Origin of the sequence: Nonomuraea sp. NPDC049400 (assembly GCF_044466425.1) — a bacterium.
Taxonomy (GTDB): Bacteria; Actinomycetota; Actinomycetes; order Streptosporangiales; family Streptosporangiaceae; genus Nonomuraea.
Genome location: NZ_JBITMP010000013.1, coordinates 73,657 through 99,595, shown reverse-complemented (window position 1 = coordinate 99,595; position 25,939 = coordinate 73,657). Strand labels below are relative to the sequence as shown.

Annotated in this window: 27 protein-coding genes and 1 pseudogene; 15 read left to right on the top strand and 13 right to left on the bottom strand. The window is 69.7% G+C overall.

Features of this window, described 5'->3' with window-relative positions; all coding sequences use genetic code 11:
• Nucleotides 1-846: an acyl-CoA thioester hydrolase/BAAT C-terminal domain-containing protein gene (locus ACIBVN_RS22025; RefSeq protein WP_397139094.1), complete on the top strand. Its 846-nt coding sequence runs from the start codon at nucleotides 1-3 to the stop codon at nucleotides 844-846.
• Between the two features lie 105 nt (nucleotides 847-951).
• A complete protein-coding gene (locus ACIBVN_RS22020) occupies nucleotides 952-1,620 on the top strand; it encodes a sensor domain-containing protein (protein ID WP_397139092.1) in 669 nt (222 codons plus the stop codon).
• 256 nt (nucleotides 1,621-1,876) lie between these two features.
• On the opposite strand, the gene xylB is transcribed toward ACIBVN_RS22020, so the two are convergent.
• From xylB to ACIBVN_RS22000, 4 genes and pseudogenes are all read right to left on the bottom strand, one after another.
• Nucleotides 1,877-3,280 carry a xylulokinase gene (xylB, locus tag ACIBVN_RS22015; protein WP_397139090.1) on the bottom strand — a complete coding sequence of 468 codons (1,404 nt, stop codon included), beginning with the start codon at nucleotides 3,278-3,280 and terminating at the stop codon, nucleotides 1,877-1,879.
• Nucleotides 3,281-3,351: 71 nt separating this feature from the next.
• Nucleotides 3,352-3,576: pseudogene (locus tag ACIBVN_RS22010) on the bottom strand (xylose isomerase); the annotation flags it as partial.
• 29 nt (nucleotides 3,577-3,605) lie between these two features.
• Complete coding sequence (locus ACIBVN_RS22005) at nucleotides 3,606-3,794, bottom strand: hypothetical protein (protein ID WP_349453729.1); 189 nt, start codon at nucleotides 3,792-3,794, stop codon at nucleotides 3,606-3,608.
• An 88-nt stretch (nucleotides 3,795-3,882) separates the two neighbouring features.
• Nucleotides 3,883-4,332, bottom strand: coding sequence for a MarR family winged helix-turn-helix transcriptional regulator (locus tag ACIBVN_RS22000; RefSeq protein ID WP_397139088.1), 450 nt, complete (start codon nucleotides 4,330-4,332; stop codon nucleotides 3,883-3,885).
• Between the two features lie 61 nt (nucleotides 4,333-4,393).
• Between ACIBVN_RS22000 and ACIBVN_RS21995 the strand changes: the two genes are divergently transcribed.
• Both ACIBVN_RS21995 and ACIBVN_RS21990 read left to right on the top strand, forming a co-directional pair.
• Nucleotides 4,394-4,903, top strand: coding sequence for a VOC family protein (locus tag ACIBVN_RS21995; RefSeq protein WP_397139086.1), 510 nt, complete (start codon nucleotides 4,394-4,396; stop codon nucleotides 4,901-4,903).
• 44 nt (nucleotides 4,904-4,947) lie between these two features.
• The gene (locus ACIBVN_RS21990) at nucleotides 4,948-5,178 is read left to right on the top strand and encodes a hypothetical protein (protein ID WP_397139084.1); all 231 of its coding nucleotides are present in this window, start codon (nucleotides 4,948-4,950) and stop codon (nucleotides 5,176-5,178) included.
• Here the strand turns inward: ACIBVN_RS21990 and ACIBVN_RS21985 are convergent.
• Together ACIBVN_RS21985 and ACIBVN_RS21980 are read right to left on the bottom strand one after the other, a co-directional pair.
• Nucleotides 5,175-6,458 carry a TIGR04013 family B12-binding domain/radical SAM domain-containing protein gene (locus ACIBVN_RS21985; protein ID WP_397139082.1) on the bottom strand — a complete coding sequence of 428 codons (1,284 nt, stop codon included), beginning with the start codon at nucleotides 6,456-6,458 and terminating at the stop codon, nucleotides 5,175-5,177. The genes ACIBVN_RS21990 and ACIBVN_RS21985 overlap by 4 nt on opposite strands.
• Before the next feature lie 15 nt (nucleotides 6,459-6,473).
• Nucleotides 6,474-7,046: an NADPH-dependent FMN reductase gene (locus tag ACIBVN_RS21980; RefSeq protein ID WP_397139080.1), complete on the bottom strand. Its 573-nt coding sequence runs from the start codon at nucleotides 7,044-7,046 to the stop codon at nucleotides 6,474-6,476.
• An 85-nt stretch (nucleotides 7,047-7,131) separates the two neighbouring features.
• Between ACIBVN_RS21980 and ACIBVN_RS21975 the strand changes: the two genes are divergently transcribed.
• Nucleotides 7,132-7,464 (top strand): winged helix-turn-helix transcriptional regulator, encoded by a 333-nt coding sequence (locus ACIBVN_RS21975; protein WP_397139078.1) that lies wholly within the window; start codon nucleotides 7,132-7,134, stop codon nucleotides 7,462-7,464.
• Here the strand turns inward: ACIBVN_RS21975 and pip are convergent.
• Nucleotides 7,461-8,396, bottom strand: a complete 936-nt coding sequence (gene pip / locus ACIBVN_RS21970; protein WP_397139076.1) for a prolyl aminopeptidase — start codon at nucleotides 8,394-8,396, stop codon at nucleotides 7,461-7,463. The two genes, ACIBVN_RS21975 and pip, sit on opposite strands and share 4 nt — an antisense overlap.
• A 188-nt stretch (nucleotides 8,397-8,584) precedes the next feature.
• On the opposite strand from pip, the gene ACIBVN_RS21965 reads away from it, so the two are divergent.
• The 6 genes from ACIBVN_RS21965 (at nucleotide 8,585) to ACIBVN_RS21940 (ending at nucleotide 14,091) form a co-directional block, all read left to right on the top strand.
• The gene (locus ACIBVN_RS21965) at nucleotides 8,585-9,712 is read left to right on the top strand and encodes a S1 family peptidase (protein WP_397139074.1); all 1,128 of its coding nucleotides are present in this window, start codon (nucleotides 8,585-8,587) and stop codon (nucleotides 9,710-9,712) included.
• 162 nt (nucleotides 9,713-9,874) lie between these two features.
• The gene (locus tag ACIBVN_RS21960; RefSeq protein WP_397139072.1) at nucleotides 9,875-10,252 is read left to right on the top strand and encodes a VOC family protein; all 378 of its coding nucleotides are present in this window, start codon (nucleotides 9,875-9,877) and stop codon (nucleotides 10,250-10,252) included.
• 7 nt (nucleotides 10,253-10,259) lie between these two features.
• Nucleotides 10,260-10,628: a VOC family protein gene (locus ACIBVN_RS21955; RefSeq protein ID WP_397139070.1), complete on the top strand. Its 369-nt coding sequence runs from the start codon at nucleotides 10,260-10,262 to the stop codon at nucleotides 10,626-10,628.
• Between the two features lie 78 nt (nucleotides 10,629-10,706).
• Nucleotides 10,707-11,393, top strand: a complete 687-nt coding sequence (locus tag ACIBVN_RS21950; RefSeq protein WP_397139068.1) for a DUF998 domain-containing protein — start codon at nucleotides 10,707-10,709, stop codon at nucleotides 11,391-11,393.
• A gap of 56 nt (nucleotides 11,394-11,449) precedes the next feature.
• Nucleotides 11,450-13,717: a nitrate- and nitrite sensing domain-containing protein gene (locus ACIBVN_RS21945; protein ID WP_397139066.1), complete on the top strand. Its 2,268-nt coding sequence runs from the start codon at nucleotides 11,450-11,452 to the stop codon at nucleotides 13,715-13,717.
• Nucleotides 13,714-14,091: a DUF742 domain-containing protein gene (locus ACIBVN_RS21940; RefSeq protein WP_397139064.1), complete on the top strand. Its 378-nt coding sequence runs from the start codon at nucleotides 13,714-13,716 to the stop codon at nucleotides 14,089-14,091. Before ACIBVN_RS21945 ends, ACIBVN_RS21940 begins: the two co-directional genes overlap by 4 nt.
• Nucleotides 14,092-14,118: 27 nt before the next feature.
• Here the strand turns inward: ACIBVN_RS21940 and ACIBVN_RS21935 are convergent, their stop codons facing one another.
• Genes ACIBVN_RS21935 through ACIBVN_RS21920 form a run of 4 tightly spaced genes read right to left on the bottom strand, consistent with a single transcriptional unit; the run spans nucleotide 14,119 to nucleotide 17,572 of the window.
• Nucleotides 14,119-14,691, bottom strand: a complete 573-nt coding sequence (locus ACIBVN_RS21935) for an ATP/GTP-binding protein (protein WP_349453745.1) — start codon at nucleotides 14,689-14,691, stop codon at nucleotides 14,119-14,121.
• Nucleotides 14,672-15,034 (bottom strand): DUF742 domain-containing protein, encoded by a 363-nt coding sequence (locus ACIBVN_RS21930; RefSeq protein WP_397139062.1) that lies wholly within the window; start codon nucleotides 15,032-15,034, stop codon nucleotides 14,672-14,674. Before ACIBVN_RS21930 ends, ACIBVN_RS21935 begins: the two co-directional genes overlap by 20 nt.
• On the bottom strand, nucleotides 15,031-15,438 hold the full coding sequence (locus tag ACIBVN_RS21925) for a roadblock/LC7 domain-containing protein (RefSeq protein WP_397139060.1): 408 nt from the start codon (nucleotides 15,436-15,438) through the stop codon (nucleotides 15,031-15,033). Before ACIBVN_RS21925 ends, ACIBVN_RS21930 begins: the two co-directional genes overlap by 4 nt.
• 13 nt (nucleotides 15,439-15,451) lie before the next feature.
• Nucleotides 15,452-17,572 carry a nitrate- and nitrite sensing domain-containing protein gene (locus tag ACIBVN_RS21920; RefSeq protein WP_397139058.1) on the bottom strand — a complete coding sequence of 707 codons (2,121 nt, stop codon included), beginning with the start codon at nucleotides 17,570-17,572 and terminating at the stop codon, nucleotides 15,452-15,454.
• Between the two features lie 899 nt (nucleotides 17,573-18,471).
• On the opposite strand from ACIBVN_RS21920, the gene ACIBVN_RS21915 reads away from it, so the two are divergent.
• From ACIBVN_RS21915 to ACIBVN_RS21905, 3 genes are all read left to right on the top strand, one after another.
• Nucleotides 18,472-18,672, top strand: coding sequence for a hypothetical protein (locus ACIBVN_RS21915; RefSeq protein WP_349453750.1), 201 nt, complete (start codon nucleotides 18,472-18,474; stop codon nucleotides 18,670-18,672).
• Nucleotides 18,673-18,685: 13 nt separating this feature from the next.
• A complete protein-coding gene (locus ACIBVN_RS21910) occupies nucleotides 18,686-20,167 on the top strand; it encodes an SPFH domain-containing protein (RefSeq protein ID WP_397139056.1) in 1,482 nt (493 codons plus the stop codon).
• 108 nt (nucleotides 20,168-20,275) lie between these two features.
• Nucleotides 20,276-20,926: a hypothetical protein gene (locus ACIBVN_RS21905; protein ID WP_397139054.1), complete on the top strand. Its 651-nt coding sequence runs from the start codon at nucleotides 20,276-20,278 to the stop codon at nucleotides 20,924-20,926.
• A gap of 18 nt (nucleotides 20,927-20,944) precedes the next feature.
• Here ACIBVN_RS21905 and ACIBVN_RS21900 read toward each other — a convergent pair whose 3' ends face one another.
• Both ACIBVN_RS21900 and wecB read right to left on the bottom strand, forming a co-directional pair.
• The gene (locus tag ACIBVN_RS21900) at nucleotides 20,945-22,981 is read right to left on the bottom strand and encodes a glycosyltransferase (protein ID WP_397139052.1); all 2,037 of its coding nucleotides are present in this window, start codon (nucleotides 22,979-22,981) and stop codon (nucleotides 20,945-20,947) included.
• Between the two features lie 54 nt (nucleotides 22,982-23,035).
• Complete coding sequence (wecB, locus tag ACIBVN_RS21895; RefSeq protein ID WP_397139050.1) at nucleotides 23,036-24,166, bottom strand: non-hydrolyzing UDP-N-acetylglucosamine 2-epimerase; 1,131 nt, start codon at nucleotides 24,164-24,166, stop codon at nucleotides 23,036-23,038.
• Between the two features lie 176 nt (nucleotides 24,167-24,342).
• On the opposite strand from wecB, the gene ACIBVN_RS21890 reads away from it, so the two are divergent.
• Nucleotides 24,343-25,890 (top strand): glycosyltransferase family 4 protein, encoded by a 1,548-nt coding sequence (locus ACIBVN_RS21890; protein ID WP_397139048.1) that lies wholly within the window; start codon nucleotides 24,343-24,345, stop codon nucleotides 25,888-25,890.
• Nucleotides 25,891-25,939: the final 49 nt, after the last annotated feature.

Genomic DNA, 25,939 nt, shown 5'->3' with positions numbered 1-25,939 from the left:
ATGGATGAGCAGGAACTGACCGAGCCGTGGGAAGGCGTCTGCATCACTCCAGGCCCTTTCAGCCACACGGGCGTCCTTGTTCTGTCAGGGTCGAGCGGTCGTATCGAACGGGACAGGGCTCGTCTCCTCGCCCGGCAGGGGATGACCGCGATGTCGATTCGATGGTTCGGCGGCCCCGGACAGTCACCGGGCATCTGCGAGATTCCTCTGGAGACCTTCGTTTCCGCCATCGATCTGCTCGAATCCACCGGAGTGCGGCGCATTTGCCTGCTGGGGGCGTCCAAGGGGGCGGAGGCCGCCCTGCTCACCTCCATCCATGACCCGCGGGTCGACGGCGTCGTGGCGATTTCGCCTACCTCGGTGGTATGGGGAAATGTCGGCCCGGGGCGAGATGGGCAGCAGCGCCCTTACCGGTCGTCCTGGACGTGGAAGGGACAGCCGCTGCCCTTCGTCCCGTACGACGATGACTGGACCGCTGCTGAACCGGCGAACGGTCCGGTAGCCATTCGCGGCTGGTACGAGCGCAGCGAACGGACGTTCGCCGACATGGCGCGCGCCGCCGAGATCCCTGTCGAGGAGACCAGGGCTGACGTGCTGCTGGTGGCAGGAGGGGACGATGAGATGTGGCCGTCCCTCCCGTTCGCTGAGCGACTTGTCGCCCGTCGCCGGACCGCTGGTCGTACCGCTCGGCTGATCAGCCTGGCCGAAGCCGGGCATCGTCCGCGTCTGCCAAGGGAAGGTCCTGCGGCCGCATCGCCACGCTTTCTTTACGGCGGTGACGCTGTCGCCGATGCCGAGCTCGGAGCTGCCGCCTGGCCGCACATCCTCGATCTGCTTCGCGGCTGACAGGATCGGCAGCCGGCGGCCTCAGAAAGGTAGGGCTGTCCCTACCACGCACAGGCCCGTACGCAGGGTCGATGGCCCCAGACCCCCGCTCGTAGCGTTTTCCCCATGAGAACCCTCCAGCGCCGTCTCGCCACCGACACCCGCTACACGCTGCTCGGCCTCCCGCTGGCCGTCGCCTCCTTCACCGCCACCGTCGCCGGCGTCTCCGCGGGTCTCGGCAGCGCCGTCGCCTTCGTCGGCCTGCCCGTGCTCGCCGCGACCGCCGCCGCCTCCCGCCACCTCGCCGATCTCGAACGCGTCGCCCTGCCCGGTGTGCTCGGCCATCCGGTCGCCCGCCCGCCGTACGCGCCCGTCCCTGAGGGCGCGGGCTGGTTCCGCCGCGCGATGAACCCGCTGGCCAGCGGCCAGGCATGGATGGACCTGCTGTACGGGATCATCGCGCTGCCGTTCTCGCTGGCTGCCTTCGTCCTCACCGCCGTGTGGTGGGCCGGAGCCGTCGCCGGCTTGACCTTCCCCATCTACGGCTGGGCCATCGCCCGGATCCCCGGCGCCGGCGAGGGGCTGCCGTGGCTGGGTCTGCCTGACACCCCCACGATGCTCGTGGTCGTCACCACGGCGGTGGGCGTCCTGTTCGCCCTGACCCTGGTGCCGGTGGTCCGGATGGCCGCTCTGCTCAAGGCGAGCGTGGCGCAGGTGCTGCTCACCCGCGCCGCCTATCTCCCGGAGAGGCCCACCGTGACCCCGGAACCGGAACGGGCGTGGCAGGCTGCCTGATGATCCACCCCTTCGCCGCATGGTCGCCTCTGCCCCGCGCGAGCCGGGCAAGGCGGCCATTGTCATGTTCCCCGTGCACCGACAGGCCCAGCTCGACGTCCAGCGGCCCGTGTTCGGCCCGCTACTGTCGTCTTCTGACGGTTTGCCCTTGATCGCCAGAGTGCGATGAGATCATCGGGCTCTTGGGCAGTTGGTGCCGCATGACTGCTCCGGCTTCGGCCCGACCGCTCGTCAGCGGTCGGGCCGCGGCACAGACTCAGTCGAGGATGTGGGTGGTGGCGCGGGCGTAGCGGTGGCGGATCTCCGGGACGGCGTCCCCCTCGTACGTCTCCGTCTCCTCCGACCGCCAGTCCGGCGAGGTGACGAGCGTGGCGGCCTGGTGGGCGGCGCCGTTGGCGACGTACTCGGCCGGTGGCGGCACCGTGATCGGGACGCCGAAGATCGTGGGGGCGATGCGGCGGACCGCCTCCGAACGGGCGGCGCCGCCGATCAGCAGCACCCGCTCAGGCTGCATGCGCAGCGCGTCGAGAGCGTCGGCGAGGCCGCACAGCATGCCCTCGACGGCCGCGCGTGCCAGGTGGGCGGGGGTGGAGGTGGCCAGGGTCAGCCCGTGAACGGAGCCCGTCGCGGTGGGGCGGTTGGGGGTGCGCTCGCCCTCGAGGTACGGCACGAGCGTCAGACCGCCTGCCCCCGGTGGCGCCTGGAGGGCCAGATCGCTCAGCTCGTCGAGGCCGACTCCGGTGATGCGGGCGGCGGCGTCCATGACGCGGGCGGCGTTGAGCGTGCACACGAGGGGAAGGAAGTGGCCCGTGGCGTCGGCGAAGCCGGCGACCGCGCCGGTGGGGTCGGCGCTGGGGGACTCCGCGACCGCGAACACCGTGCCGGAGGTGCCCAGCGACACCACGACGTCACCCGGCCGGGCGCCCACCCCGAGTGCGGCGGCCATGTTGTCGCCCGTGCCCGGAGCGATCATGACCGTGCCTGCCTCGAAGGCCGCGTCCGCCGGGCCCAGCACCCGAGGCAGCAGCGGGACCGCCCCGAACGCCAGCTTCAGCAGGTCCGTGCGGTACGTCCCCGTCGCCGGTGACCAGTAGCCCGTCCCCGAGGCGTCCCCCCGGTCCGTGGTGAGCTGGTCGATCGGCGGCGTGGGAGCGTCGGGGGAGAAGGTGCCCGAGGCGAGTGCGCCGGCCAGGCGCCAGGTGAGCCAGTCGTGCGGCAGGCAGACGGCGGCCGTACGGGCGGCGTTGTCCGGCTCGTGCTCGGCCAGCCAGCGCAGCTTGGTCACCGTGAACGAGGCGACGGGCACCGACCCGACGGCCGTGGCCCAGGCCTCCGGCCCGCCCAGCTCCGCGATCAGGTCGGTGGCGGCCTGGGCGGAGCGGGTGTCGTTCCACAGCAGGGCATCGCGCACGACATTTCCGGACTCGTCCAGGCAGACCATGCCGTGCTGCTGCCCGCCCACGCTGACGGCCGCCACATCAGCCAGCCCGCCGGCCTCCTCGAGGGCCCGCAACAGCGCGGCCCACCAGTGCGACGGATGCACCTCCGTGCCGTCGGGATGCGGCGCGCGGCCCTGCCGCACCAGCGCGCCCGTCTCCGCGTCACGAATGACGACCTTGCAACTTTGCGTCGAGGAATCGACCCCAGCGACCAGCGTCACCCACGAACTCCTAACAAGTGCTCCAGCGCAAGCTGGTTGAGATGCGTGCAATGGTATCCGCGCGCGACGGCAAGCGCTTTCCGGAAGGTCGCGATCGCCCGGTCGCGATTGGGCTCGACGGCGAGCAGGTCGTCGTCGTGGAATGTGACGCCGTAGGCCCCCAGCTCGGCCAGCCGATGCACGCTCTCGACGGGATCGAGGGGCGCACGGGCGGCGTCCCCGAACGGATCGCGCGCCTGCCGGCCGACCGTCCACAGACCGAACGTGAATCGATCTTCAGGGGTTGGCGCGTACATGTCTCGATGCTCCCCTGACGATCAGCAGTTCACAAGCCCGAGGGGTCGCGCCCGACGCTGATCTCCTCGGCGATCTTGCGAATCTCCGCCACCTCGAGGCCGGGCGCCTTGGGCAGGTGGCGCAGCAGCGCCTCCATCACCACGGGCACGGGCTGGCCGGCGAACCGCCCGGCAATGCCGTGGACCGCCCTGAACAGCGCCTCTTCGGTGTCGTGCATCGGCCTCTCCTTCGTCGGGTACCCGGAGAACGGTACGGCCTCGACCCGACAGATTTCTCGCTCCCCTCCCCGCGTGTCCCATAGGGGATCACACCTCCAGCGTCTTGCGGACCGCGACGCAGATCTCGTCGAGCCGGCGTACCTGCTCGGGCGTCAGCACGTCGAACAGGCTCCGGCGTACCTCCTCCACGTGCCCCGGCGCGGCGGCGGCCAGCGCGGCGAACCCGTCGTCCGTGAGCACTGCGAAATTGCCGCGCCGGTCGGAGGGGCAGCGCTCGCGGCGGACCCACCCGCGCTCCTCCAGGCGGGCGACGGCGTGCGAGAGACGGCTCTGGGAGCTCTGCGCCCTGGCGGCCAGCTCACTCATCCGCATCGAGCGTCCGGGCGCCTCGGAGAGCGCCACGAGGATCATGTAGTACGTGTGCGGCATGCCCGCGTCCCGCTGGAGCTGGCGGTCGAGGGCCTCGTTGATGAGCTGGGTCGCCGCCAGGAAGTTCCGCCAGGTGTGCTGTTCGTCCGCATCCAGCCATCTCGTCATGCGGCCAATTTAGTTGAACTCTCATATACTTGACCGCAGGACTCGGCAGAAAGGGGAAGCCATGCCTGTCCAGCGACTCAACCACGCGGTCCTTTACGTCCGTGACGTGGAACGCAGCGTCGCCTTCTACCGCGAGGCCCTCGGCTTCGAGGTGGTGATGGGCATGCGGGGCGCGGCCTTCCTGCAGGCTCCCGGTTCGACGAACGACCACGACCTGGGCCTGTTCGAGATCGGCGCGAACGCGGCACCCTCACCGGCCGGGCGCACGTCCGTCGGCCTCTACCACCTGGCCTGGGAGGTCGACACCCTCGACGAGCTGGAGCGCGTGGCGGCCAAGCTGGCCGAGCTCGGCGCGCTGGTGGGCGCCTCCGACCACAGCACGACGAAGGCGCTGTACGCCAAGGACCCGGACGGGCTGGAGTTCGAGGTGTCGTGGCTGGTGCCGGCCTCGCTGCTCACCGACGAGATCCTCGCCTCGCGCGCCGGCATCCGTCCGCTCGACCTGAGCGCCGACAAGGAGAGGTTCGGCGGGCAGACTCGTGGCGGAGTGGGGGTCTCGATCCCGGTCTGAAGTACCGTGGGTTGTATACGGCCCTTCTTCCACGGAGAACGGTCATGCCAACCGATCCTGATCATGTACTCGACGCCATCGACGGCGTCGTGGACGAATGGGAGACGCTGAGCGCGGACGCCATGCGCTGGGCGCCTCCCGAGAACAAGAGTCCCGATTTCATGACCGAGATGACGGAGATCTTCGGTCCGCTGGTCAACGCCTTCGCGCAGGCGTTGCGGCCCGTCAGCGACGCGTTCGAGCGGGTGCTGCACACCTTTGACGAGGACGATTAGCCGGTGGTGCGGCGCCGCCGCGCCCGCCGCGGGTACGCCTTGGCCGTCTCGGCCAGCCGTACGGCGTGTTCGGCCTGCTTGCGCCAGTGCCCGTAGGCGTCGCCGCGCTGTGCCAGCCGGTCGAGCTCGCTCATGGTCGCCAGCGGGATGAACGCGGGCTCGGCGTCCCGCCACGGCGTGCCGGGCAGCGGCATGAACGTGTGGGTGTGGATGCGGGCGCCCAGCTCGGCCAGATCTGAGGCGAGCCTGATGGAAGCAGCCTGGTCCTCCTCGGTCTCGCCCGGCATGCCGAAGATGAAGTCGACGTTCGGCCGGAAGCCGTGCTCGACCGCGATCCTGACGGCGTCGCGCACCGGCGAGGTGTCGTGGCCGCGCCCGGAGGCGGCCAGCACCTTGTCGGAGCCCGACTGGGCGCCGATGATCAGGTTGTCGTTGGCCACGTAGCGCTTGAGCAGGCGCATGGCCTCCGGTGTGACGTGCTCCGGGCGTACCTCTGAAGGGAAGCTCCCGAAGAACACCCGGCCGTTCTGCGGCAGCTCCTCCTTGACCCCGGCCAGCAGCTCCTCCACCTTGCCGAGGTCGGGATCGGGCCCGGGGGAGCCGTACGAGAGCGAGGTCGGTGTGATGAAGCGGATGTCGCGCAGGCCCCTGTCGACCATCCCGCGCACGTGCTCGCGCACGCTGGCGACCGAGCGGTGGCGGAACTGCCCGCCGAACATGAACGGCGTCTGGCAGAAGCGGCACGTGTACCGGCAGCCGCGGGTGATCTCGATCGGCCCCTTCCTGCCCAGGAACGAGGGGTACGCGTCGAGCGGGAGCTGCGGCGCCGGCCTGGTGCGCAGGGCGATGCCGTCGCCGTCCTTGACCGCCAGCCCCGGGACCGAGGTCAGCGGCTCGTCCTGCTGGAGAGCGCGGACGAGGGAGATGATCGTGGACTCGCCCTCACCTATCCCCGCCAGGTCCCAGCCCGCGTCGATGACCTGCTGCGGCTCGGCCGTGGCGTGCACGCCCCCCGCTATGTGCAGCCCGCGGTCACCGCTCAGCGACCTGACCGTGGCCAGCTCGGCGGCCATGGCCTCGGCGTCCGGCGAGTAGAACGACCACAGCACGAGCACCCGGTCGGCCTCGCTGGCCCTGATGTGCTCGGCGGTCTCCTCTGCAGTCGTGCCGAGTCTCAGCTCGTGCTCGACCCCCGCGGTCTCCAGGGCGGCGAGCAGCGCGTGCACGCCGTACGTCACCGCCTTGCGGTATCGGACCACCACACTCACAGCCAGCGCCACGCCCCGCAGCGTAGCTCAGCCCTGACGTATCGGGCGCAGCGCGCCGGCCAGCCTGGCCAGCTCGGCGAGCATGTCGTCGGCCGCGGATTCCATGATGTCGTTGGCGTGCACCTTGCCGTCCTCGCCGAGGAACTGCGTGTAGAACGGGATGTTCACCGCCTCGAGCACCGGGACCATCCTCAGCGTGCTGGTGACCTGGCGCAGGCTGTGCGTGGCGCGAGTGCCGCCGGAGACCCCTCCGTAGCTGACGAACCCGGCAGGCTTGTGCTGCCACTCGTGGTGCAGGTAGTCGAGCGCGTTCTTCAGCACGGCGTTGAAGCTGTGGTTGTACTCGGGGGTCACGAACACGAACGCGTCGCCCCGGTCGATGGTGGCGCTCCACTCCTTGGTGTGGGCGTTCACGTACTGCCTGAGCCTGGGGTGGTTGGGCTCGTCCAGGAACGGCAGCCCGACCTCGGCCAGGTCGATCAGCTCCACCTCGAAGAGCCCCGAGTCCACGGCCTTGCCGTGGAACCAGTCGGCGATGGGACGACCCGCGCGACCCGGACGGGTGCTGGCGACGATGATCTGCAGGACGGGCTTGCTCATCTTTCAACTCCTGTGCTCAGCGAGACGGCTTGCTCAACATTATTGAGTAGCTTTACTTTTCTGAGCAAATGCTAGGATCTTCAGTGTGAGCCTGAACTCGGTGTGCACCCGCTTTCACATCGCTCTGGAACTGATCGGCGCCCGGTGGTCGGGAGCGGTGATCCACATGATCTTCAAGGGCGCCCACCGCTACGCCGACCTCAAGTCGGCCATTCCCGGCATCAACGACACGATGCTGGCCCGGCGGCTGCGCGAGCTGGAGACCGCCGGGCTCATCGAGCGCCGGGTGCTGGCCACGTCACCCGTGCGGGTCGAATACCACCTGACCGAGATGGGGCAGGAGCTGCGGCCCGTGCTGGACGAGCTGGTGACGTGGGCGCACAAGTGGGTCCCGCTGCCGGAGGCCAAGTCCGCCTAGCGAGTCCGCGCGGCCATCCTGTCGGTCACGGCTGCGAGCGTGTCGGACAGCCCTGGACCGTGGCCTCCGTCCTCGAGTACGATCAACTCGCAGCCGGGCCACGCCCGTGACAGCCGCCACGCGGTCTCCAGCGCCGTGCTCACGTCCAGCCGCCCGTGCACCAGCACCCCGGGCACGTGGCCCAGCCCCGCCACGCCCCGCAGCAGCTCGTCGTCCCCCAGCCAGGCGGCGTGCCGCCAGTAGTGGGTGACCAGGCGCGCGAACGTCACACGGAAGTCCCGGTCCGCGTAGCTCGGGTCCGGCTCGAGCCCCGGAAGCAGCCGTACGTGCCGGTCCTCCCATTCGCACCAGTCGACGGCCGCCTGCTCGCGCACCGCGAGATCCGGATGCTCCATCAGCCTGGCGTACGCGTCGGCCAGGTTCCCGTCCCTGTCCTGCTCGGGCACGCCGTCCCTGAACCGCTCCCACTCCTCGGGGAAGATCCGCCCCATCTCGCGGGTGATCCACTCCACCTCGCGCCTGGTGGTGGTGCCGACCCCGAACAGCACGACCTCGGAGACCCGGTCCGGGTGCCGTACGGCGTACGCGAGCCCCAGCGTCGCCCCCCATGACCCGCCGAACACCATCCACTTGCCGATCCCGAGGTGCTCCCGCAGCAGCTCCATGTCCGCGACCAGGTGATGTGTGGTGTTGGCCTCGAGTCCCACCGCCCAGTCGCTGACGTTCGGCCTGCTCCTGCCGCATCCGCGCTGGTCGAAGAGCACCACCTGGTACGCGTCGAGGTCGAAGTTCCGATACCAGCCCCGCCCCGCTCCTGAGCCGGGCCCGCCGTGCACGACCACGGCAGGCTTGCCCGCCGGGTTGCCCGCCACCTCCCAGTACACGAGGTTGCCGTCGCCGACGTCCAGCATTCCCTTGTCGTACGGATCCATGTGCCCACCTTTCCGATCTAACAGTGCTGTTACATTAGCCGTCATGATCGCTCTGGGTTAAGGCGGCAGAACCCGATTCGGACCCATGCCCTAAAAGCCCCCATAACACCGAAATAGAGGCGCTTTGGCATGCTGGCAGGAGCCGTAGCAAACGTTAGCTTGACAGCACCCCCACCCGAGGAGTGCACATGTTGAGTAAGCGCTCTGCGTTGGTGGGCGGCGTCATCCTCGCCGCCTGCCTGGCCACCCCCATCAGCGCCGCAGCAGCTGATCCTGCACCTCAATCCGCCTCCCCAGCCCCTCCGCCTTCCGTGATCGACGCGTTAGAACGGGACCTCGGTCTCTCCGAGCAGCAGGTGCTCGCCCGGCTGGCCAACGAGGAACGCGCCGCGGCCACGGACGCCAAGCTGACGGCCCAGCTCGGCGCGGCGTACGGCGGCTCCTGGCTGAACGACGACGCCTCCAAGCTCCTGGTCGCCACCACCGACGCCGGCACCACGGCCACCATCGAGTCGCACGGCGCGCAGCCGGTCGTGGTCGCGCGGTCGCTCGCCCAGCTCAACGGGATCATGCAGCAGGTCGACCAGGCCCCGAGGCGCGCCAAGGCCGCGGCCGCGCTCTGGTACGTGGACGTGAAGACCAACACGGTCGCCATCCAGGCGCCCACGGTGGAGGCCGCGGAGGCCCTGGCCACGGCCGCGGGCGTGGACCGTAACGCGGTCAGCGTGTCGGCGACGGCCGAGCGGCCCACGCCGTTCATCGACATCATCGGCGGCGCCCCGTACTACATCGGCTCCAGCCGCTGCAGCGTCGGCTTCTCCGTCACCAGGGGCAGCACCCCCGGCTTCGTCACCGCCGGGCACTGCGGGCGGGCCGGAAGCCGGACCACCAACCCGACGGGCACCTTCCAAGGCTCGTCCTTCCCGGGCAACGATTACGCCTGGGTCGCCGCCCCCGGCAACACCCCGCAGCCGTGGGTACGCGGCTCGGGCGGCTCGACCGTGATCGTCCGCGGCTCCACCCAGGCCGCGGTCGGCTCGTCCATCTGCCGCTCCGGTTCGACCACCGGCTGGCGCTGCGGCACCATCCAGCAGCACAACGCCACCGTCACCTACCCGCAGGGCACCGTCACCGGCCTGACCCGCACCAGCGCGTGCGCCCAGCCGGGCGACTCGGGCGGCTCGTTCATCTCGGGCAGCCAGGCCCAGGGCGTGACCTCGGGCGGCTCGGGCAACTGCTCCATCGGCGGCACGACGTACCACCAGCCCGTCAATGAGATCTTGAGCGTGTACGGCCTCACGCTCCGCACCGGCTGAGCCCCCTGTCGGCTCCGCTGACCGAAACCCCGCGCCGCGTGCCTCGGCCGACCCGGGCACGCGGCGCGGCTGTTTTTTTTGCCCGGATCACCGATGACTTTTCGCGCCTCGCCTGGTCTGCCCCGGTGGAAGAGATTCGGAACCACCAGTGAGGAGTTCGCGATGAAGCGACCCGTCGTCGGCGGCATGCTGCTCGCCAGCACCAACCCGGAGCGCCTGCGCACCTGGTACGTGACCGCGCTGGACCCCGAGGAGAACACCGACGTCCAGCAGTACGGGGTGCTCAAGTTCGGCGAGTTCTACCTGTTCATCGACACGCGGGAGGACGTGACAGACAAGAATCCGGAGCCCGGCAGGACGATACTGAACTTCCACGTGACCGACGCCCGCGCCGTCGCGGCACGGATGGAGCAGGCGGGCGCGTCGTGGCTGGCACCGCTCGAGGACCGTGACGGCAGCCTGTTCGCCACCGCGATCGACCCGGACGGCAACTACGTGCAGATCATCCAGCTCAGCGAGGCTCACCTCGCGTCCATGTGAGGCGATCATGTTCGAAACGACGAAGGCGTTCAGCGGGTTCTCGGTGGACGACATCGCGGCGGCGAAGAGGTTCTACGGCGAGACGTTGGGGCTGCGCGTCTCGGAGGAGCACGGGATGCTCACGCTGCACATCGCGGGCGGCGCCGACATCCTCGTCTACCCGAAGGAGCGGCACACCCCGGCGACGTTCACGATCCTCAACTTCCCGGTCGAGGACATCGACAAGGCGGTGGACGAGCTGACGGCGCGGGGAGTGCGCTTCGAGCGCTACGAGGGCTTCCCACAGGACTCCAAGGGCGTTTTCCGCGCCGAAGGGCCGCCCATCGCCTGGTTCACGGATCCGGCGGGAAACGTCCTCTCGGTCATCCAGCAATAGGAACTCAGGGTCGCGTCAGGGGCGGGTCGGGGGCGGAGCCGGATGTGAGCGAGGGCTTCCGGGCGGGAAAGTGGCCTCATGTCCGCAGTGAAGAGGCTCTACCCCCTGATCGCCTGCGCCTCCATCCTGTTCTCGGTGGTCGCCGTGGTGGTCGGGCAGTTCGGGCCCGACCCCTACCTTGACCCGCTCAATGTGACCATCAGCGAATACGCCGTGTCCGACCGCGGGGGCGTCACGGAGGTCGCCATGGCGGTCCTGGGCATCGGGTCACTGGCGCTGCTGGCGGGGCTGCGGGCGGCAGGAGCGCCGGTGCGGGGGATGCCTGAGTGGCTGCTCCGGGTGTGGTCGGGGGCGCTCGTGGTGGCGGCTCTGGTCCCGACCACACCCATCGGGGCGGATCTCGATCTGGCGGCGCAGGTGCATCGGTACGTGTCCGTCGCGGCGTTCGTCAGCCTGCCCGCCGCCGGCGCGCTGCTGGTGCCCAGACTGCGCTCAGACGAACGCTGGAAGCCTGTGGCGCGGGTGGTGGAGTGGGTGGCCCTGGCCGGGGGGTTCGGGCTGCTGGCGATCACGTATGTCGCCATGCCGGGGGAGCGGGTGATGATCGGGCTCGTCGAGCGGTTGTTGCTGGGAGCCGAGGTGACCTTGCTGGGCGTGCTGGCCGTGTGGCTGGCCTGGCTGGCATGGCGCCCGAGCGGCCGTCCGACCAGCGCACAAGGCAGGAATTTCCTGACATATCACAGATTTATCGCGAGTCGATCTTAAAACCATCTGTATCGGTGCTATTCTCTCCCGCGATCTTCTATCCGGGAGCAGGTGTCATGGCATCGGGCAGATCCATCAGATTCAAGATCTCGACGCTGCTCGTCATCCCCTTGATCTCCCTGATCGCGCTCTGGGGTTTCGCCGCGAGCACCACGTTGGGAGAGGCGCAGAGCCTGCTCAAGGTGGAGACGATCTGGACGGGCGTCATCAACAACGCCGACGGGCTGATCTCCAACCTCCAGACCGAGCGGCTTGCCTCCGCCGAGCAGATGGCAGGCGTGGCCACGGCCCCCGACGCGCTGAGCAAGGCCAGGGCCAAGGTCGACGCCAACAGGAAGAACCTGCGCGTGCAGGCGACGGCAGAGGACGTGCAGTCGGCGCTGACGCAGGACATGAAGACCCAGCTCCAGTCGGTGTTCGAGGCCGCCGACCGGATACCGGACATCCGGCGCCAGGTGGATGACCGCAAGCTCACCCCCGGCACCCTCGTCACCGAGTACGCGAAGATCTCCGACGAGATCCACCTGCTGTACTCCCGGATGCTGGTCAGCACCGACCTCGAGCTGGCGCTCCAGGCGCAGGGCCTGATCGCCGCCGACGAGGTGCGCGAGCTCCTGAGCCGGGAGCACGCGCTGATCGTGGCCGCGAACGGCCGGATGGCCATGCACTCCGACCTCCACCTGCTGGCCGGACTCGACAGCACCAGGACGTACCTGTTCCCCAAGGCGCTGGCCAACCTCGACAACGAGCTGCGGGCCCCGTTCGAGAAGCTGTACTACTCCCCGCGCTACAGCACGATGGAGAACCTGCTGGAGAGCTACGTCTCCGGCCAGCCGATGGACGTCGAGCTCTGGCGGGGCGTGGCCGATCCGCTGCAGAAGGAGTACACCGAGGCCGTCTGGAACACCGGCGACAAGCTGCTGGCCAGGATGGAGCCCGCGGGCGTGGGCATCGTGGTGCAGGCCGTCGTGGCGGGACTGCTCGGCCTGATCGCGGTCGTGTTCTCCGTCGTCATCTCCGTCAAGGTCGGCCGCAGGCTCACCCAGGAGCTGAGGGGACTGCGCCGTACCGCGCTGGACCTGGCCGACATCAGGCTGCCCGACGTCGTGGCGAAGCTGAGCAGCGGCGAGAAGGTGGACATCGCGACCGAGGCGCCGCCCATCACGGTGGGCCCGAACGCGACCAGCGAGGTCAGCGACCTGGCCGCGGCGTTCGACAGCGTGCAGAGCACGGCCGTGGACGCGGCCGTCGAGCAGGCCAGGCTGCGCGAGGGCGTGTCCGAGGCGCTGCGTAACCTCGCCAGGCGCAGCCAGTCGCTGCTGCAGCGCCAGCTCAAGATGCTGGACGAGATGCAGCGCCAGACGGAGGAGCCGGAGGCGCTCGAGCGGCTGTTCAGGCTCGACCACCTGACCACGCGCATGCGCCGCCACGCCGAGGGCCTGGTGCTGCTGTCGGGCGGCTCGGCGGGCCGCAGGTGGCGCGGCGTCATCCCGATCGAGGACGTGCTGAGCGGCGCCGCCGCCCAGGTCGAGGAGTACACCCGGGTACGCGTCTACCCGATGACCGAGTGCGGCGTCTCGGGCGCGGCGGTGGCCGACCTCATGCACCTGTTCGCCGAGCTGATCGAGAACGCCGCCTCCTTCTCCTCGCCCAGCAACGAGGTCTCCGTACGCGGCGAGATCGTCGGCAGGGGCTTCGCCGTCGAGATCGAGGACCGCGGCCTGGGCATGGACGACGCCACCCGCCGGATGATCAACGACCGTCTGGCCAGCCCGCCGGAGTTCGACCCCTCGCAGACCGAGCGGCTCGGCTTCGCGGTGGTCGGCATGCTCGCGGCCAGGCACGGCGTCAGGGTGACGGTCAAGCCCTCACCGTACGGCGGCACCACGGCCATCGTGCTCCTGCCCGGCTCGCTGGTCGAGCCGATGGTGACCCCGCCGGTGCAGCCGATCGAGTTCGAGTCCGTCTCGGTGTCGGTCGTACGGTCCGAGCCCACAGGGCCGGGCGAGCTCCCGCGCCGCGTCCGCACCAGCAAGCGCGCCGGCGGCCAGACGGCGAACGGGCTGCCGCAACAGCCCCCGCAGCTGTCGCAACCGCCCGAGCAGGACTCGGGTCTGCCCCGCCGCCAGCGGCAGAGGGATACGGGCCTGCCGCAGCGCGACCGGCAGACCGGCCTGCCGCAGCGGCTCAAGCAGGCGCCGCCCTCCGCGTCGCCGGTCGAGGAGCGCTCGCCCGAGGAGGCCAGGGCGCTGCTCTCCTCGCTCCAGTCGGGCTGGCAGCGCGGGCGGCAGGACAGTGAGCAGGATGGGGGAACTCAGCCGTGAGCCGCGATCACGAGTGGATCGACGAGGAGGCAGGACCTGTCGTACGGCCGTACGCGGTCGCCAGGGGGCGCACCAAGCCCGCCGCCTCCTCCACGCTCGACCTGCTGGCGACCATAGTCTCGACGGGGTCGCCGATCCCGGCCAAGGCCGAGCTCAGCGCCCAGCACCGGCGGTTGCTGAGCACCGTGGGCGGCCAGGCCAGGCCCGTCGCCGAGATCGCCTCGGATCTGGGCCTGCCGGTCGCCGTCGCGAGGGTGCTGCTGGGGGACCTGCTCGAGCACGGCCTGATCTCGGTGCGCCCGCCGCGCGACAAGGCCGCCACGCCCACGGAGAGCCTGCTCCGAGAGGTGATCAACGGCCTCAGGGCGCTCTAGGCGGGCCGCCCGAGCCTCGCCGGGCGGCTAGTTGGCCGAGGTCAGCGTGCGCAGGGAGTGCTCGACCAGCGTGATCATGACTTCCTTGGCCGAGGCCCGCCGCCGCACGTCGCACAGCATGATCGGCACGTCGTCGTCCAGGTCCAGCGCGATGCGCACGTCCTCCACGCTGTGACTGGCGGCCCCGTCGAAGCAGTTGACGGCGACCACGAACGGCGTGCCGCGCTGCTCGAAGTAGTCGAGGGACGGGAAGCAGTCGGTCAGCCGCCGCGTGTCCGCGATCACGACCGCGCCCAGCGCGCCGTGGGACAACTCATCCCACATGAACCAGAACCGCTCCTGCCCGGGCGTCCCGAACAGGTACACGACCAGCCCGTCGCGGATGGTGATGCGGCCGAAGTCCATCGCCACGGTCGTGGTGCTCTTGGCCTCCACGCCGTCGAGGTCGTCGACCCCGATCCCGCGGTCGGAGAGCACCTCCTCCGTGCGCAGCGGCTTGATCTCGCTGATCGCGCCGACCAGTGTGGTCTTGCCGACGCCGAACCCTCCCGCGATGAGAATCTTCAGCGCGACGGGGTCCTCAGAGAGCACGGAGTCCATTGATCACTTCCTTGAGAATGCGCTCATTCGACCGCGACCCTCCGGCGGAGGGCGACGACACCGAGATGAGGCCGTGGTCACGCAGGTCGCCCAGCAGGACCCGGACGACGCCGACGGGCAGGTCGAGCTCGACGGCCAGGTCGGCCACCGAGATCGGGTTACGAGCCGCCCGCAGGATGAGTTGTTGTTCGGGACCGAGCTCGCCCGGCGGGTCGCCGATGGCGCGCACGGATGCCACGAGGTCGAACGCGTCCCCTGAGGAATGCGTGCGACCGCGGATGAGAGCATAGGGCCGGACGACTGGCCCCGCCTCCTCATCGAACCACTGCGGGCTATCGCTCATGACGCTCCAGCGCGCGGATTGGTGTTGATGTGCTGGCCCACCCGCTTGACCAGCATCGCCATCTCGTAGGCGATGTGGCCGACGTCCACGTTGCCATCGGCGATCACGGCCAGGCAGGTGCCCTGCCCCGCCGCGGTGACGAACAGGAACGCCGACTCCATCTCCACAATGGTCTGGCGCACGTCGCCGCCGCCGAAATGGCGTCCGGTGCCACGGGCCAGGCTCTGGAACCCGGCCGCCACAGCCGACAGATGCTCGGCGTCCTCCCTGGACAATCCCTTGGAGTAGCCCACGGCCAGGCCGTCGGTCGACAAGAGGACCGCCTGGCGGACGGAGGCGACCCTCGTGGCGAGGTCGTCCAGCAGCCAGTTCAGCTCACCGGTGTTGGCGGTCGGCGCAGTCATGCATCCCCCTTTATCATGGCCCCTCCTCAGAGGCTTCTTCTCGGGCGCGTTGGGTTCCCCGCTGGAAGGCGGAGAACAAGTCCCTGACCTCGTCGGGAGAGCGTTCGGGCCGCGGCTCCTGCTCGGCAGGCCGCTCCTGCCCACGCGACTCCGGCTCGGCGGGCTCCTCCTTGAGCTGCGGCGCCAGGTTGGCCTGGCGCACCCGCCTGGGGAGCCCCGCGTGGGTGCCCGAGGTCACCACGGCGAGCGCTTTCTTCCGCGTACGGCTCGGCAGCTCGGCCTTGCCGTCGCCCGCGGCCAGCGCCGCCTGCTCGGTCACCATCGAGCGCGGCACGAGCACGACGGCCGACGTCCCGCCGAAGGGCGAGCGCCGCAGCACCACCTTGATCCCGTGCCGTTCCGCCAGCGTGGCCACCACGAACAGGCCCAGCCGGTCGCTGTCGGTCAGGTCGAACTCCGGCGGCGCGCCCAGCAGCGTGTTGAACTCGGAGTACTCGCTGATCGACAGCCCGAGCCCGCGGTCCTCGATCTCGATGACGTATCCGTTGCTCGCCAGGTCGCCGCGCACCTGGACGGTGGTGTCCGGCGGCGAGTAGATGGTGGCGTTCTCGACGAGCTCGGCCACCAGGTGGGTGATGTCGGCCGCGGCCGTCCCGTCGAGCGCGCCGGGCGGCATGTTCTCGACGTGCACCCTGGTGTAGTCCTCGACCTCCGCGACGGCGGCCCTGACGATGTCGATCACGGGCACCGGCTTGCGCCACGCCCGCCCGGGTGCGGACCCGGACAGGATCATCAGGCTCTCCGCGTGCCGGCGCATGCGGGTGGTCAGATGGTCGAGGCGGAAGAGCTCCTCCAGCCGGTCAGGGTCGTGCGTACGGCGCTGCATGCGGTCAAGCAGCGCCAGCTGGCGGTGCAGGAGGCCCTGCTTGCGCCGGGCGAGGTTGAGGAAGACCTGGCCGACCCCGTGCCGCAGGGCCGTCTGGCCGACCGCCGCCCGCACGGCGGTGCGCTGCACGGAGCCGAAGGCCCTGGCCACGTCGGTGATCTCAGCGGAACCGCTCACCTTGATCGCCTTGGCCTCCTTCTTCACGTCGACGTCCTCGCCCCTGCGCAGCCGCTCGACGATGTCGGGCAGCCGTGTCTGCGACAGGTTGACCGCGGCGGCACGCAGCCCGGCCAGCTCTCCGGCCAGGCGACGACCGAAGCGTACAGAGATGATGATCGACGAGAGCACCGCGATCAAGCCGAGGCCGCCCGCGATGGAGGTCTTGACGATGGTGGACGTGGCGGCCTCGGACGCGCGCGAGGCCAGGACCGTCCCCGAGGCGGAGCCGAGCTGGTCGAGCCGGGACGTGAGCCTGTCGACCGCCTGGTTCCAGCCGTCGGAGGGGAGCGGCGGGGCGCCGGTCTTGATGATCCGCGCCTCCATGGTGGCGAAGCCGAGGAACGGCTCGGTGGCGAAGACCTCCTCGTACGGCTTGCGCAACTGCACGTCGAGCCCGGCCAGGCCGCGCGCGTACAGGAACTTCCTGGAGGCCGCGTACTCGGTGAAGGCGGTCGTCTCCGGCTGGGTGAGCCGGCGGTCGGCCATGGCGCCGATGATGAGCGCGTGCTCCCTGGCGATGTACTCCCTGGCCATACCCATGGCCTGCAGCGAGGCTGCCTGCTGGAAGAGCTCCAGGTCGGAGACGGAGACCAGGTGGTCGTAGAGAGCGAAGATCGCGTCGAGGATGCGGTTGTAGTCGTTGAGACCGGCGAGGCGGGAGCCGAGACCGCCGTCGATGTCGGCCCTGATCGGGCCGAGCCGGTCGAGAGCCGAGTCAAGGGCGGCGAGGGGCCGGCGCAGGTCGTCGCCGACCGCGCTGCCGGCCTCCATGACGGCCAGTTTGAAGTCGGTGACGGACCTGTCGGTGCGGGCGCGCTGGGCGCCGAGGGCCGTGGTGAGCTTACGCGTAGTGAGCGTCTCCGCTGAGCGCGCTCGCTCGGCCTGCAACTGTAGTCCCAGGTCGATGGAGGTGACGCCGAGAGTCTGGTACAGCGTGTTCGCGCGGAGCAGTGACTGGGCGTCGCCCATGGTGAGGTTGAGGACGAAACCCCAGAGCGCGCTCAGAGACAGGAGCGGTAGCAGCAGCAATAAGAAGATCTTGAACCGAATTGACCGGTTTCGCGAGCCCATGTCCCAACCTCAAGTCCGGGGCATTTCCACACCTTGTGTAAATACACCTCCGGAAGATCGCACAGGAGACTAGCATCGTTTATGCTTCCGGCGCAGTGGGAGCAACACGTTCATTACCGTGATTATTGGGACAAGCTCTTGGAGCTCCAGCGGTCCCCGCCCACGGTGAGGCGGTGCGACCAGCGAGATCACGCTCTCACGGCCTCGCCGGCTCCGCCACGGCGCGCACGGCCGCCGTGACGGCGCCGTCCAGCCCAGGCTCCGAGTCGGAGCCCGCGATGGCGATCCGGCCGAACCGCCTGCGCGCCGCGTCCGCGGGGAATCAGCACCCGGCCGTCCAGCGGAAGGGGCGCGGTCTCCGAACGCCCGCGTGTCGTACCCCCACGCCCGGCACGACACGGTCCGGCAGAACCGCTCGACAACGCGGGGAACCAGTCGGGCGGGTCGCGGTGAAGCTCTCACGGTGGCACATCACGCCGTCCTCGGGCGGCCCGAAGCGGGCCGGGCGGCTCGGGTGAGCCCGCGTGCCGCCAGAAACGCCCGTCCCGCAGCGCGTGCGGCACGCTGAGCGCCTCCGCCGCCCCGCCGCGCACAGTGGAATGGCTCGGGGAGTATGGGGTCCCACGAGGCATCTCAGCCGCTATGCACCCCGGAGCCATCCCGTCGAAGAAGTCGCGGCGGGAAATGGGGTGGTTGGTGATGAGGTCTCGCGGAGTGGAGCTCATGGCGCGATCCTCAGCAGACGGGCGAAAGGCCGGGTGACCGACGCGCAGCGCTGCGGGAAACATTTTGCCGGGCTATTACCGCGAATGCCCGTTTGGAGTAGCGTCCGGAATATCGCGAGCGGGGGGAGCCCAGTGGTCGGCAAGCAGGGCAGGGTCACGGGGAAGATCGGCCCAGGGCTCGTCGGCGAGGTCATGATCCCGATCAGGGGCGGCGTGGAGGCCTTCTACGCCCATCCCAGCGTGCCCGACGAGGAGTTCGGCATCGGCTCCATCGTGATCGTCGTCGAGTACTTCCCCCCGCGGACGGTCTACGTGGCCAGAGCACTCGTCTGAGGGAGGCCCTCCGATGTCCCCCGAGCTCTACATCGCCGCCGCCGGTGTCATCCTCGCGGTCGTCATCATCCTGCTGTTCAAGGCCGTGTGGCGGGTCGCTGAGCCCAACGAGGCCCTGATCATCTCCGGGCTGGGCGCCCGCCGCCGGGGTGAGGGCGTCGACAGCCTGGGCTTCAAGATCGTCACCGGCAAGGGCACGGCGGTGCTGCCCGGGTTCCAGGCGGCCAGGCGGCTGCGGCTCGACACCAGGGCCGCCAACCTCCAGGTCTCGTGCGTCACCCAGCAGGGCATCCCCGTGCACATCCGCGGCGTGGTGATCTACAAGGTCGGCGACGACCTGTCCTCCATCGCCAACGCCGCCCGCCGCTTCCTCGACCAGCAGGACTTCATGACCAGCGCGATCCACGAGCTGTTCACCGGCCACCTGCGCTCGATCATCGGCAACCTCACCATCGAGGACCTCATTCTCAACCGTGAGCGCCTGACCAGCGAGACCAGGGCATCGGCCGCCGACGAGATGAGCAAGCTGGGCCTGATCGTCGACTCGCTGCAGATCCAGGAGATCGACGACGAGACCGGCTACATCGTCAACCTCGGCAAGCCGCACGCCGCCAAGGTCGCCGCCACCGCCCGCATCGCGCAGGCCCAGCGCGACCAGGAGGCCACCGAGGCAGAGCAGATCGCGGTCGCCAACATGGCCGCCGCCCGCCGGGACGCCCGCATCAAGGAGGCCGCCTACCAGGCCGAGATCGACCAGGCCCAGGCCACCTCCCGCCAGGCGGGCCCGCTGTCGGAGGCGACCGCTCGCCAGGAGGTGGTCGTCCAAGAGACGAAGGCCGCCGAACTGGAGGCCAAGCTCGCCGAGCAGCGGCTCCAGTCGCAGGTGCGCAAGCCCGCCGACGCCAAGGCGTACGAGACTGTCACGCTCTCCCAGGCCGAGCGGGACGCCCGCATCGCGCAGGCGGAGGCCGAGGCGAAGGAGACCGAGCTGCGCGCCGCCGCGCAGGCCTCCCAGATCAAGCTGGCTGCCGCGGCCGACGCCGAGTCGGTACGGCTGCGCGGCGAGGCCGCCGGAGCCGCCACGAAGATCGCCGGCGAGGCCGAGGCCCAGGCCGCGCAGGCCCGCGGTCTGGCCCAGGCGGAGGCCGCCAAGGCGCTGGGCCTGGCCGAGGCCGAGGCGTCGGAGGCCAAGGGCCTGGCGGTGGCGCAGGCGATCAGGGCCCGCGCCCAGGCACTGAAGGAGAACCAGGAGGCGGTCGTCGCGCAGCAACTCGCGGAGCGCTGGCCGGAAATCGTCGAGGCGGGCGCGAAGGCGTTCGGAAACGTCGAGCACATGGTGGTGCTGAACGGCGCGCAGGGCGTCGAGGAAATGCTCGCCAAAGCGCTCACGCTCGGCGGCGCCGGATTGGGCCTGGCCAGGGCGCTGCTCAACGGCGGATCGCCAAACGGCGCAGAGCCGGAAATCATTCGTAAAACCACTGAATCCCGCGAATAGCGGCGTTACTCGTTTCCTTGCTCTTCACTTCCTCTAGCGTTTTGAAAAATGCCGCCAGAGCGAATTGGAGAGCTCATGCTGAAGTCCATTTCCGGCATATTGCTTGGTATGGTTGCCATTTCCGGATGTTCCGGTGGCACCACCACCCCGTCGGCGGTCCCCACGGGCACGCAGCTGCCCGGACCGCAGGCGTCCGCCGACACGGCCAGGCTGCGTGCGGCCCTGCTGCCGGTGCCCAAGGGCATGCGGGTCGCCTACGGGCCCGAGATGGGCGCGTTCGGCTCGCTCAAGTCCACCCAGCAGGGCATGGAGGCGGTGCGCCAGGCGAAGCTGCAGCGACCGGAGTGTGCGGGGGCGGCCCAGCTCGACCCCGCCAAGCCCGACGTCGCCCAGGCGCCGGCGGCGGTGATCGCCTTCGCCGCCGACCGCGGCTCCATCACGCAGGCGGTCGTGTCGCTGCCCTCCGCGGTCTTCCCCGCGCCGCTGCCCCAGCAGTGCGCCTCATACACCGCGGACGTCGGCGGCACGCAGGTGAGCTACAAGACCCGCACCCTCGCCATGCCGGCCAGAGGTGAGGAGTCGCGGGCCTATCTCACCACGGCGAAGGGCGGCAAGAAGAACGCGCAGATCGGCTCGGTCATGATCAGGAGAGGGACGCTGATCATGACCATGCTCGTGGTCGGTCAGCGGGTCAAGCCGCAGGGGCTGTTCGAGCTGGCCAGGCTGGCCGACCAGAACCTGGCACGGGTCACCCGCTGACCGCGGCGCGCCTGCGCGTCAGATGAGGACGTGGTCGTCAGGACGGCCGACGAAGGAGAACTGGGCGTTGCGGGTCAGCTTGATGTGGTCCGCCTGCCAGGTGTGCATCGAGGCGTCCGCGCTGCGCCAGTAGACGAAGTTGAACCGGTCCGCCGAGTAGATCTTGACGGAGTCCTCCTTCAGCCGCCGCACGAGGTGGGTGTCCTCGCCACGCGTGATGTCCGCGAAGCCGTACGAGCGGAACATGTCGGCCTTGCCGAGGAACGTGCCGCCCTGGACCAGGAAGGAGTAGCGGTGCTCCAGCCCCGGCAGGCGGAGCATGGTCGTGTTGCTCCCCTCGAAGTACGCGTAGTGCGCCCCCTTGCCGACCAGCTCGGCGTCCGAGTAGTCGAACGCGCGCACCAGGTCCGACAGGTAATGGTCGCCGTACAGGTTGTCGTCGTCCATCTTCGCGATCAGGTCGCCGTCGGCGGCGGCGATGCCCAGGTTCATGCACGCGCCGAGCGACAGTGATGCGTCGGCGGGCAGGACCACGACGTCCGTGATGCCCGCCATGCGGGCCTTGTCGGCGACCACCACCGGGTCGATGTCCAGCCCGTGCAGCACCATGACGAGCTGGAGCGGCCGGTGGATCTGGCGGGCCACGGAGGAGATGGCGTGCTCGATCTGGGAGGCGCGGTTGGTCGGCAGCACGACCGAGATCGAGCGTGACCTGGGCCGCACCTGGTGGCCGAGGTTCTGCAGGATCTGGTCCACCCGGTGCGAGAACAGGTGCTTGTCGAAGACCTCGCGCAGCGCCAGGTGCCCCATCCTGGCCCGCAGCTCGGGGCTGTTGATCAGGTGCAGCACCTGGTTGTACGACTCGACCGGCTCCCGCGCGATGGGGATGAGGTCGCCGAAGGTCTCCTCGATGGCCCGCGACCACCCCGACACGACGGGCGTGGCGCAGGCGGACAGCTCGAATACCCGGCGGGCGCACATGGTCGGCGAGTCGAGCACCGAGTTGACGTTGAGGAAGACCTTGTACATCCGGTACGCGGCCAGCATCTGGTCGTACGGGAGCTCGCCCACGATGTGCGGCCGGTACTTCTCCGGCCAGGCGTACTTCTCGTCCACCTCGCCGTTGCGCGCGAAGATGTGCAGGCCCAGCTCCCTGACCGGGTCGAGCACGGTCTCCATCTGCTCGCGGCGCTCGGGGTGCTTGTCGCGGAAGTACATCCCGGCGAAGACCACGTCGTGCAGGCGGCCCTGCCGCTGCTGGATCGGGTTGTGCACACGGGGCTGGGCGGCGAACTGCAGCACATCAACCCGGTCGTGTCCCAGAACTTCCCGATACTTCGGCAGCATGTCACCGTCGCAGGTGAACACGTAGTCGAACAGCTTGGCCGTGTCGATGAAGAAGTCGAAGTTCGGCGGGTCCTCCTTGTTCCAGAAGACCGTCGGGATGCCCTCCTGCTTGCACCAGGCCACCAGGTCGCGCAGCGGCTCCTTGGGCGCGTTGGTGCCGGTCATCTGGTAGCGCCAGCGCCCCTGGTTCCCGTGCCACGCCGACTCGCAGAACAGCAGGTCGGGCCGCTTCTCGGCGAAGATCTTCGGCCAGTCCTTGAGCCCGAACTCGATCTGGTCCCACTCGTACTTGAAGGCCATCCTGGAGAAGTCGTCCAGGATCACCGCGACCTTCAGGTCGGGCCGGTTGACCGGCCCCTTCGGCCACTTCACCGGCGGCACCTCGACCAGCGGCGGCCTGTTGCCGGCGGTCTCGATCGCCTCGGTGACCGGGGTGGGCGGCTTGGGCGCCTTCTCCTTCGACCGGACCGCCTGGACGATCTTGCCCGGGCTCTTCGAGCCCAGTGCCTCACCCAGCTTGAACGTCCGCTTCGCCTGCGTGGCCTCGAGCTTCCAGGTCGCGTACGCGGCCTTCGCCTCGGCGATCTCCAGCCGCCTCCGCAGCTCCCTGACCTCAGCCTCGAATCGCTCGACGAGCTTGCGCTCCTCGGGCAGCCAGTTGACGGGGCCGAGTCGCTGGTACGTGGGCTCTTCGGGGGTTTCGGCCATGGTGGTACGCCTATCGCTTAGCGGAGGAAAATCATGTTACGGCGGATACGTCCGCTATTCGGGGCGTTTGGCCTGAGAAGCAGGGGCGAGGTTGTCCCCCTTCAGCCAGGCGGAGATCACCCTGGCGATCCGCGGCCCGGCCTGGCCGTCCCAGAGCACCGGCAGCTCGCCGGCGGGGGTGGCGGCGCCGTCGGCCAGCGCCTTCTCCGCCGCGGCAGGCAGGAGAGCGGGCGTGACCAGCCGGTTCGTGCCATGCGTGATCGTGATCGGCCGCTCGGTGTTGGGGCGCAGGGTCAGGCAGGGGACGCCCAGCACGGTCGTCTCCTCCTGGACGCCGCCGGAGTCCGTGACGACCAGGGCGGCGCCGCGTACGAGTGAGAGAAAGTCCACATAGCCGAGCGGGTCGACCACCTTGATCGATTCGCCGTCGACGAGGCCAGCCGCGGCCAGGCGCGCCTTGCCACGGGGGTGGATCGGCACCACGATCGGGATCTGCCGCGAGACCTCCAGCACGGCGTCCACCAGCTCCTTGGCGGCCTCCGGCGTGTCCACGTTGGCCGGCCGGTGCAGGGTCGCCACGGCATAACGAGCCGGTATGCCCAGCCGCTCCACCACGGGCGCCGGGTCGAGCGACGGCAGCGCGGAGTACAGGCTGTCGATCATGGGGTTGCCCACCAGGTGCACCTTGGACGCGGGCACGCCCTCGTTCGCCAGGTAGGACAGGGCCTCGGGCGAGGTGGCGAAGAGCACGTCGGCCAGCGCGTCGGTGACGACCCGGTTGACCTCCTCCGGCATGCCGCGGTCGAACGAGCGCAGCCCCGCCTCCACGTGCGCGGTCTTCACGCCCAGCTTGGCGCAGACCAGGATCGCGGCCAGCGTGGAGTTCACGTCGCCGTAGACCACGACCAGGTCGGGGTCCTGCTCCTGGACGATCTCCTCCAGGCCGACGAGCAGCGCCGCGGTCTGCTTGGCGTGCGTGCCGGAGCCGACCCCCAGGTTCGCCACTGGCTCCGGAAGTCCGAGATCGGCGAAAAAGACGTCGGACATCAGCGCGTCATAGTGCTGACCAGTGTGGATGATGCCCTGCCGCACGCCGAGTTCACCGAGTGCCCGCACCACCGGGGCCGCTTTCACGAAATTGGGACGAGCACCCAATACGTGCAGGACCAGGGGGTTCTCCCTCATTGACCTCGCCTTTCATAGCGGAAGGGGAAAAACGTTGCCTATGGTACGGTCACCGCGTGGCATCCGACGCCAGTCGTCAAGACTCTTCAAAGGTTTCCGCGAAGTCCGCCCGTGCCGGCGTCGGTGGACTTCTCAAAGGCTTCGTCCAGCACCCGATCATCGTCTCCCGCGTCGTCGTGACGAAGGTCAAATCCGACCCCGTCCGCGTGGCCCAGGCCGCGGCCGACGCGCTTCCGCCCCGGCTGCGCCCCGTCGTGGGCAGCGTGGCCTGGCCGGCCGCGCGCCGGGCCCGGCGCATGGTCCGCAAGTTCGGCATGCGGGTGGTCAAGGGTCCGTGGAACGAGGCCAAGGAACTGTGGAACGCCGGCCGGGTCAGCGAGGCCGCCGCGGTGCTCGAGGCCCACACCAAGTACCCGTTCGTCAAGCGCAGGGCCGCCTACTACCGGGGTGAGCTGGCCGCGATCAGCCCCGACCCGATCCCGCCCGGCCCCAAGGTGGCCGTCACCGAGCGGGTCGAGGGGCGGGTGCTGCACCTGGTCACGAACGCGCTGCCGTACACGCAGGCCGGGTACACCGTCCGCACCCACCGCATCGTCACCTCGCAGAAGGCCGCGGGGCTCGACCCGCACGTGGCCTCGAGCTGGGGCTGGCCGATGTTCCAGGGGCACGCGGACGCGTCGCCGTTCGAGGAGATCGACGGCATCCCCTACTACCGGCTGCTGCCCGACGGGCACGGCGAGATGCCGTTCGAGATGCGCGGGCGCATGGTCAAGGGCGCCGACGCCGTCACCAAGCTCGTCGAACAGCTCAAGCCGCAGGTCCTGCACGCCGCCACCGACCACCGCAACGGCTCCGTGGCGCACGCCGTGCGCGACAGGACGGGCACGCCGTTCGTCTACGAGGTACGCGGCTTCCTGGAGGAGACCTGGGCCTCACGCGACCCGATCCGGGTGGGCAGCGAGCGGCACGTGCTCCAGCGCGAGCGCGAGGCGTTCCTCATGCGCGAGGCGGACGCCGTAGTCACGCTTGCCGAGACCATGGCCACGGAGATCGTCGAGCGTGGTGTGCCCCGGGAGAAGATCCACCTGGCGCCCAACGCCGTCGACGACTCGCTGCTGACCGCCCACTACGACGGGGCGTCGTTCAGGGACGCGTACGGCATCGCGCCCGGCGAGATCGTCGTCGGCTCCGTGTCCAGCATCGTGGCCTATGAGGGATTCGCCACTCTGCTGCGGGCCGCCGCGCTGCTGCGTGACGAGGGCGCGCCCGTGCGGGTGCTCATCGTGGGCGACGGCGCCGAGCGCGACAACCTCCTGGAGCTGGTCGGCGAGCTGGGCCTCGACAACGCCATCCTGCCGGGCCGCGTCGGCCCCGAGGAGGCGCTGCAGGCGCAGGACGCCATCGACATCTTCGCCTGTCCGCGCGAGGACCTGCGGGTATGCCGACTTGTTACGCCATTGAAACCCGTCGAGGCGATGGCGCTCGGCAAGCCGGTCGTGCTCAGCGACCTGCCCGCGCTGTCCGAGCTCGTCGGCTCCGACGGCGCCGGGCTTCTCGTCCCGCCGGGCGATCCGGCCGAACTCGCCAAGGCCATCGCCGGGCTCCGGGAGGACCCGGCCCGGCGCGCTGAGATGGGTGAGGCCGGACGGGCAGAAGTGGCGGCCAAGCGGACTTGGGGCCGCGTTGCCGAGACTTACCGTGCTCTATACCGCTCTCTTACCTAATGATGACCTTCATGTTGGCTGTCACTTGTGACGGGTTCGGTCGCATTAG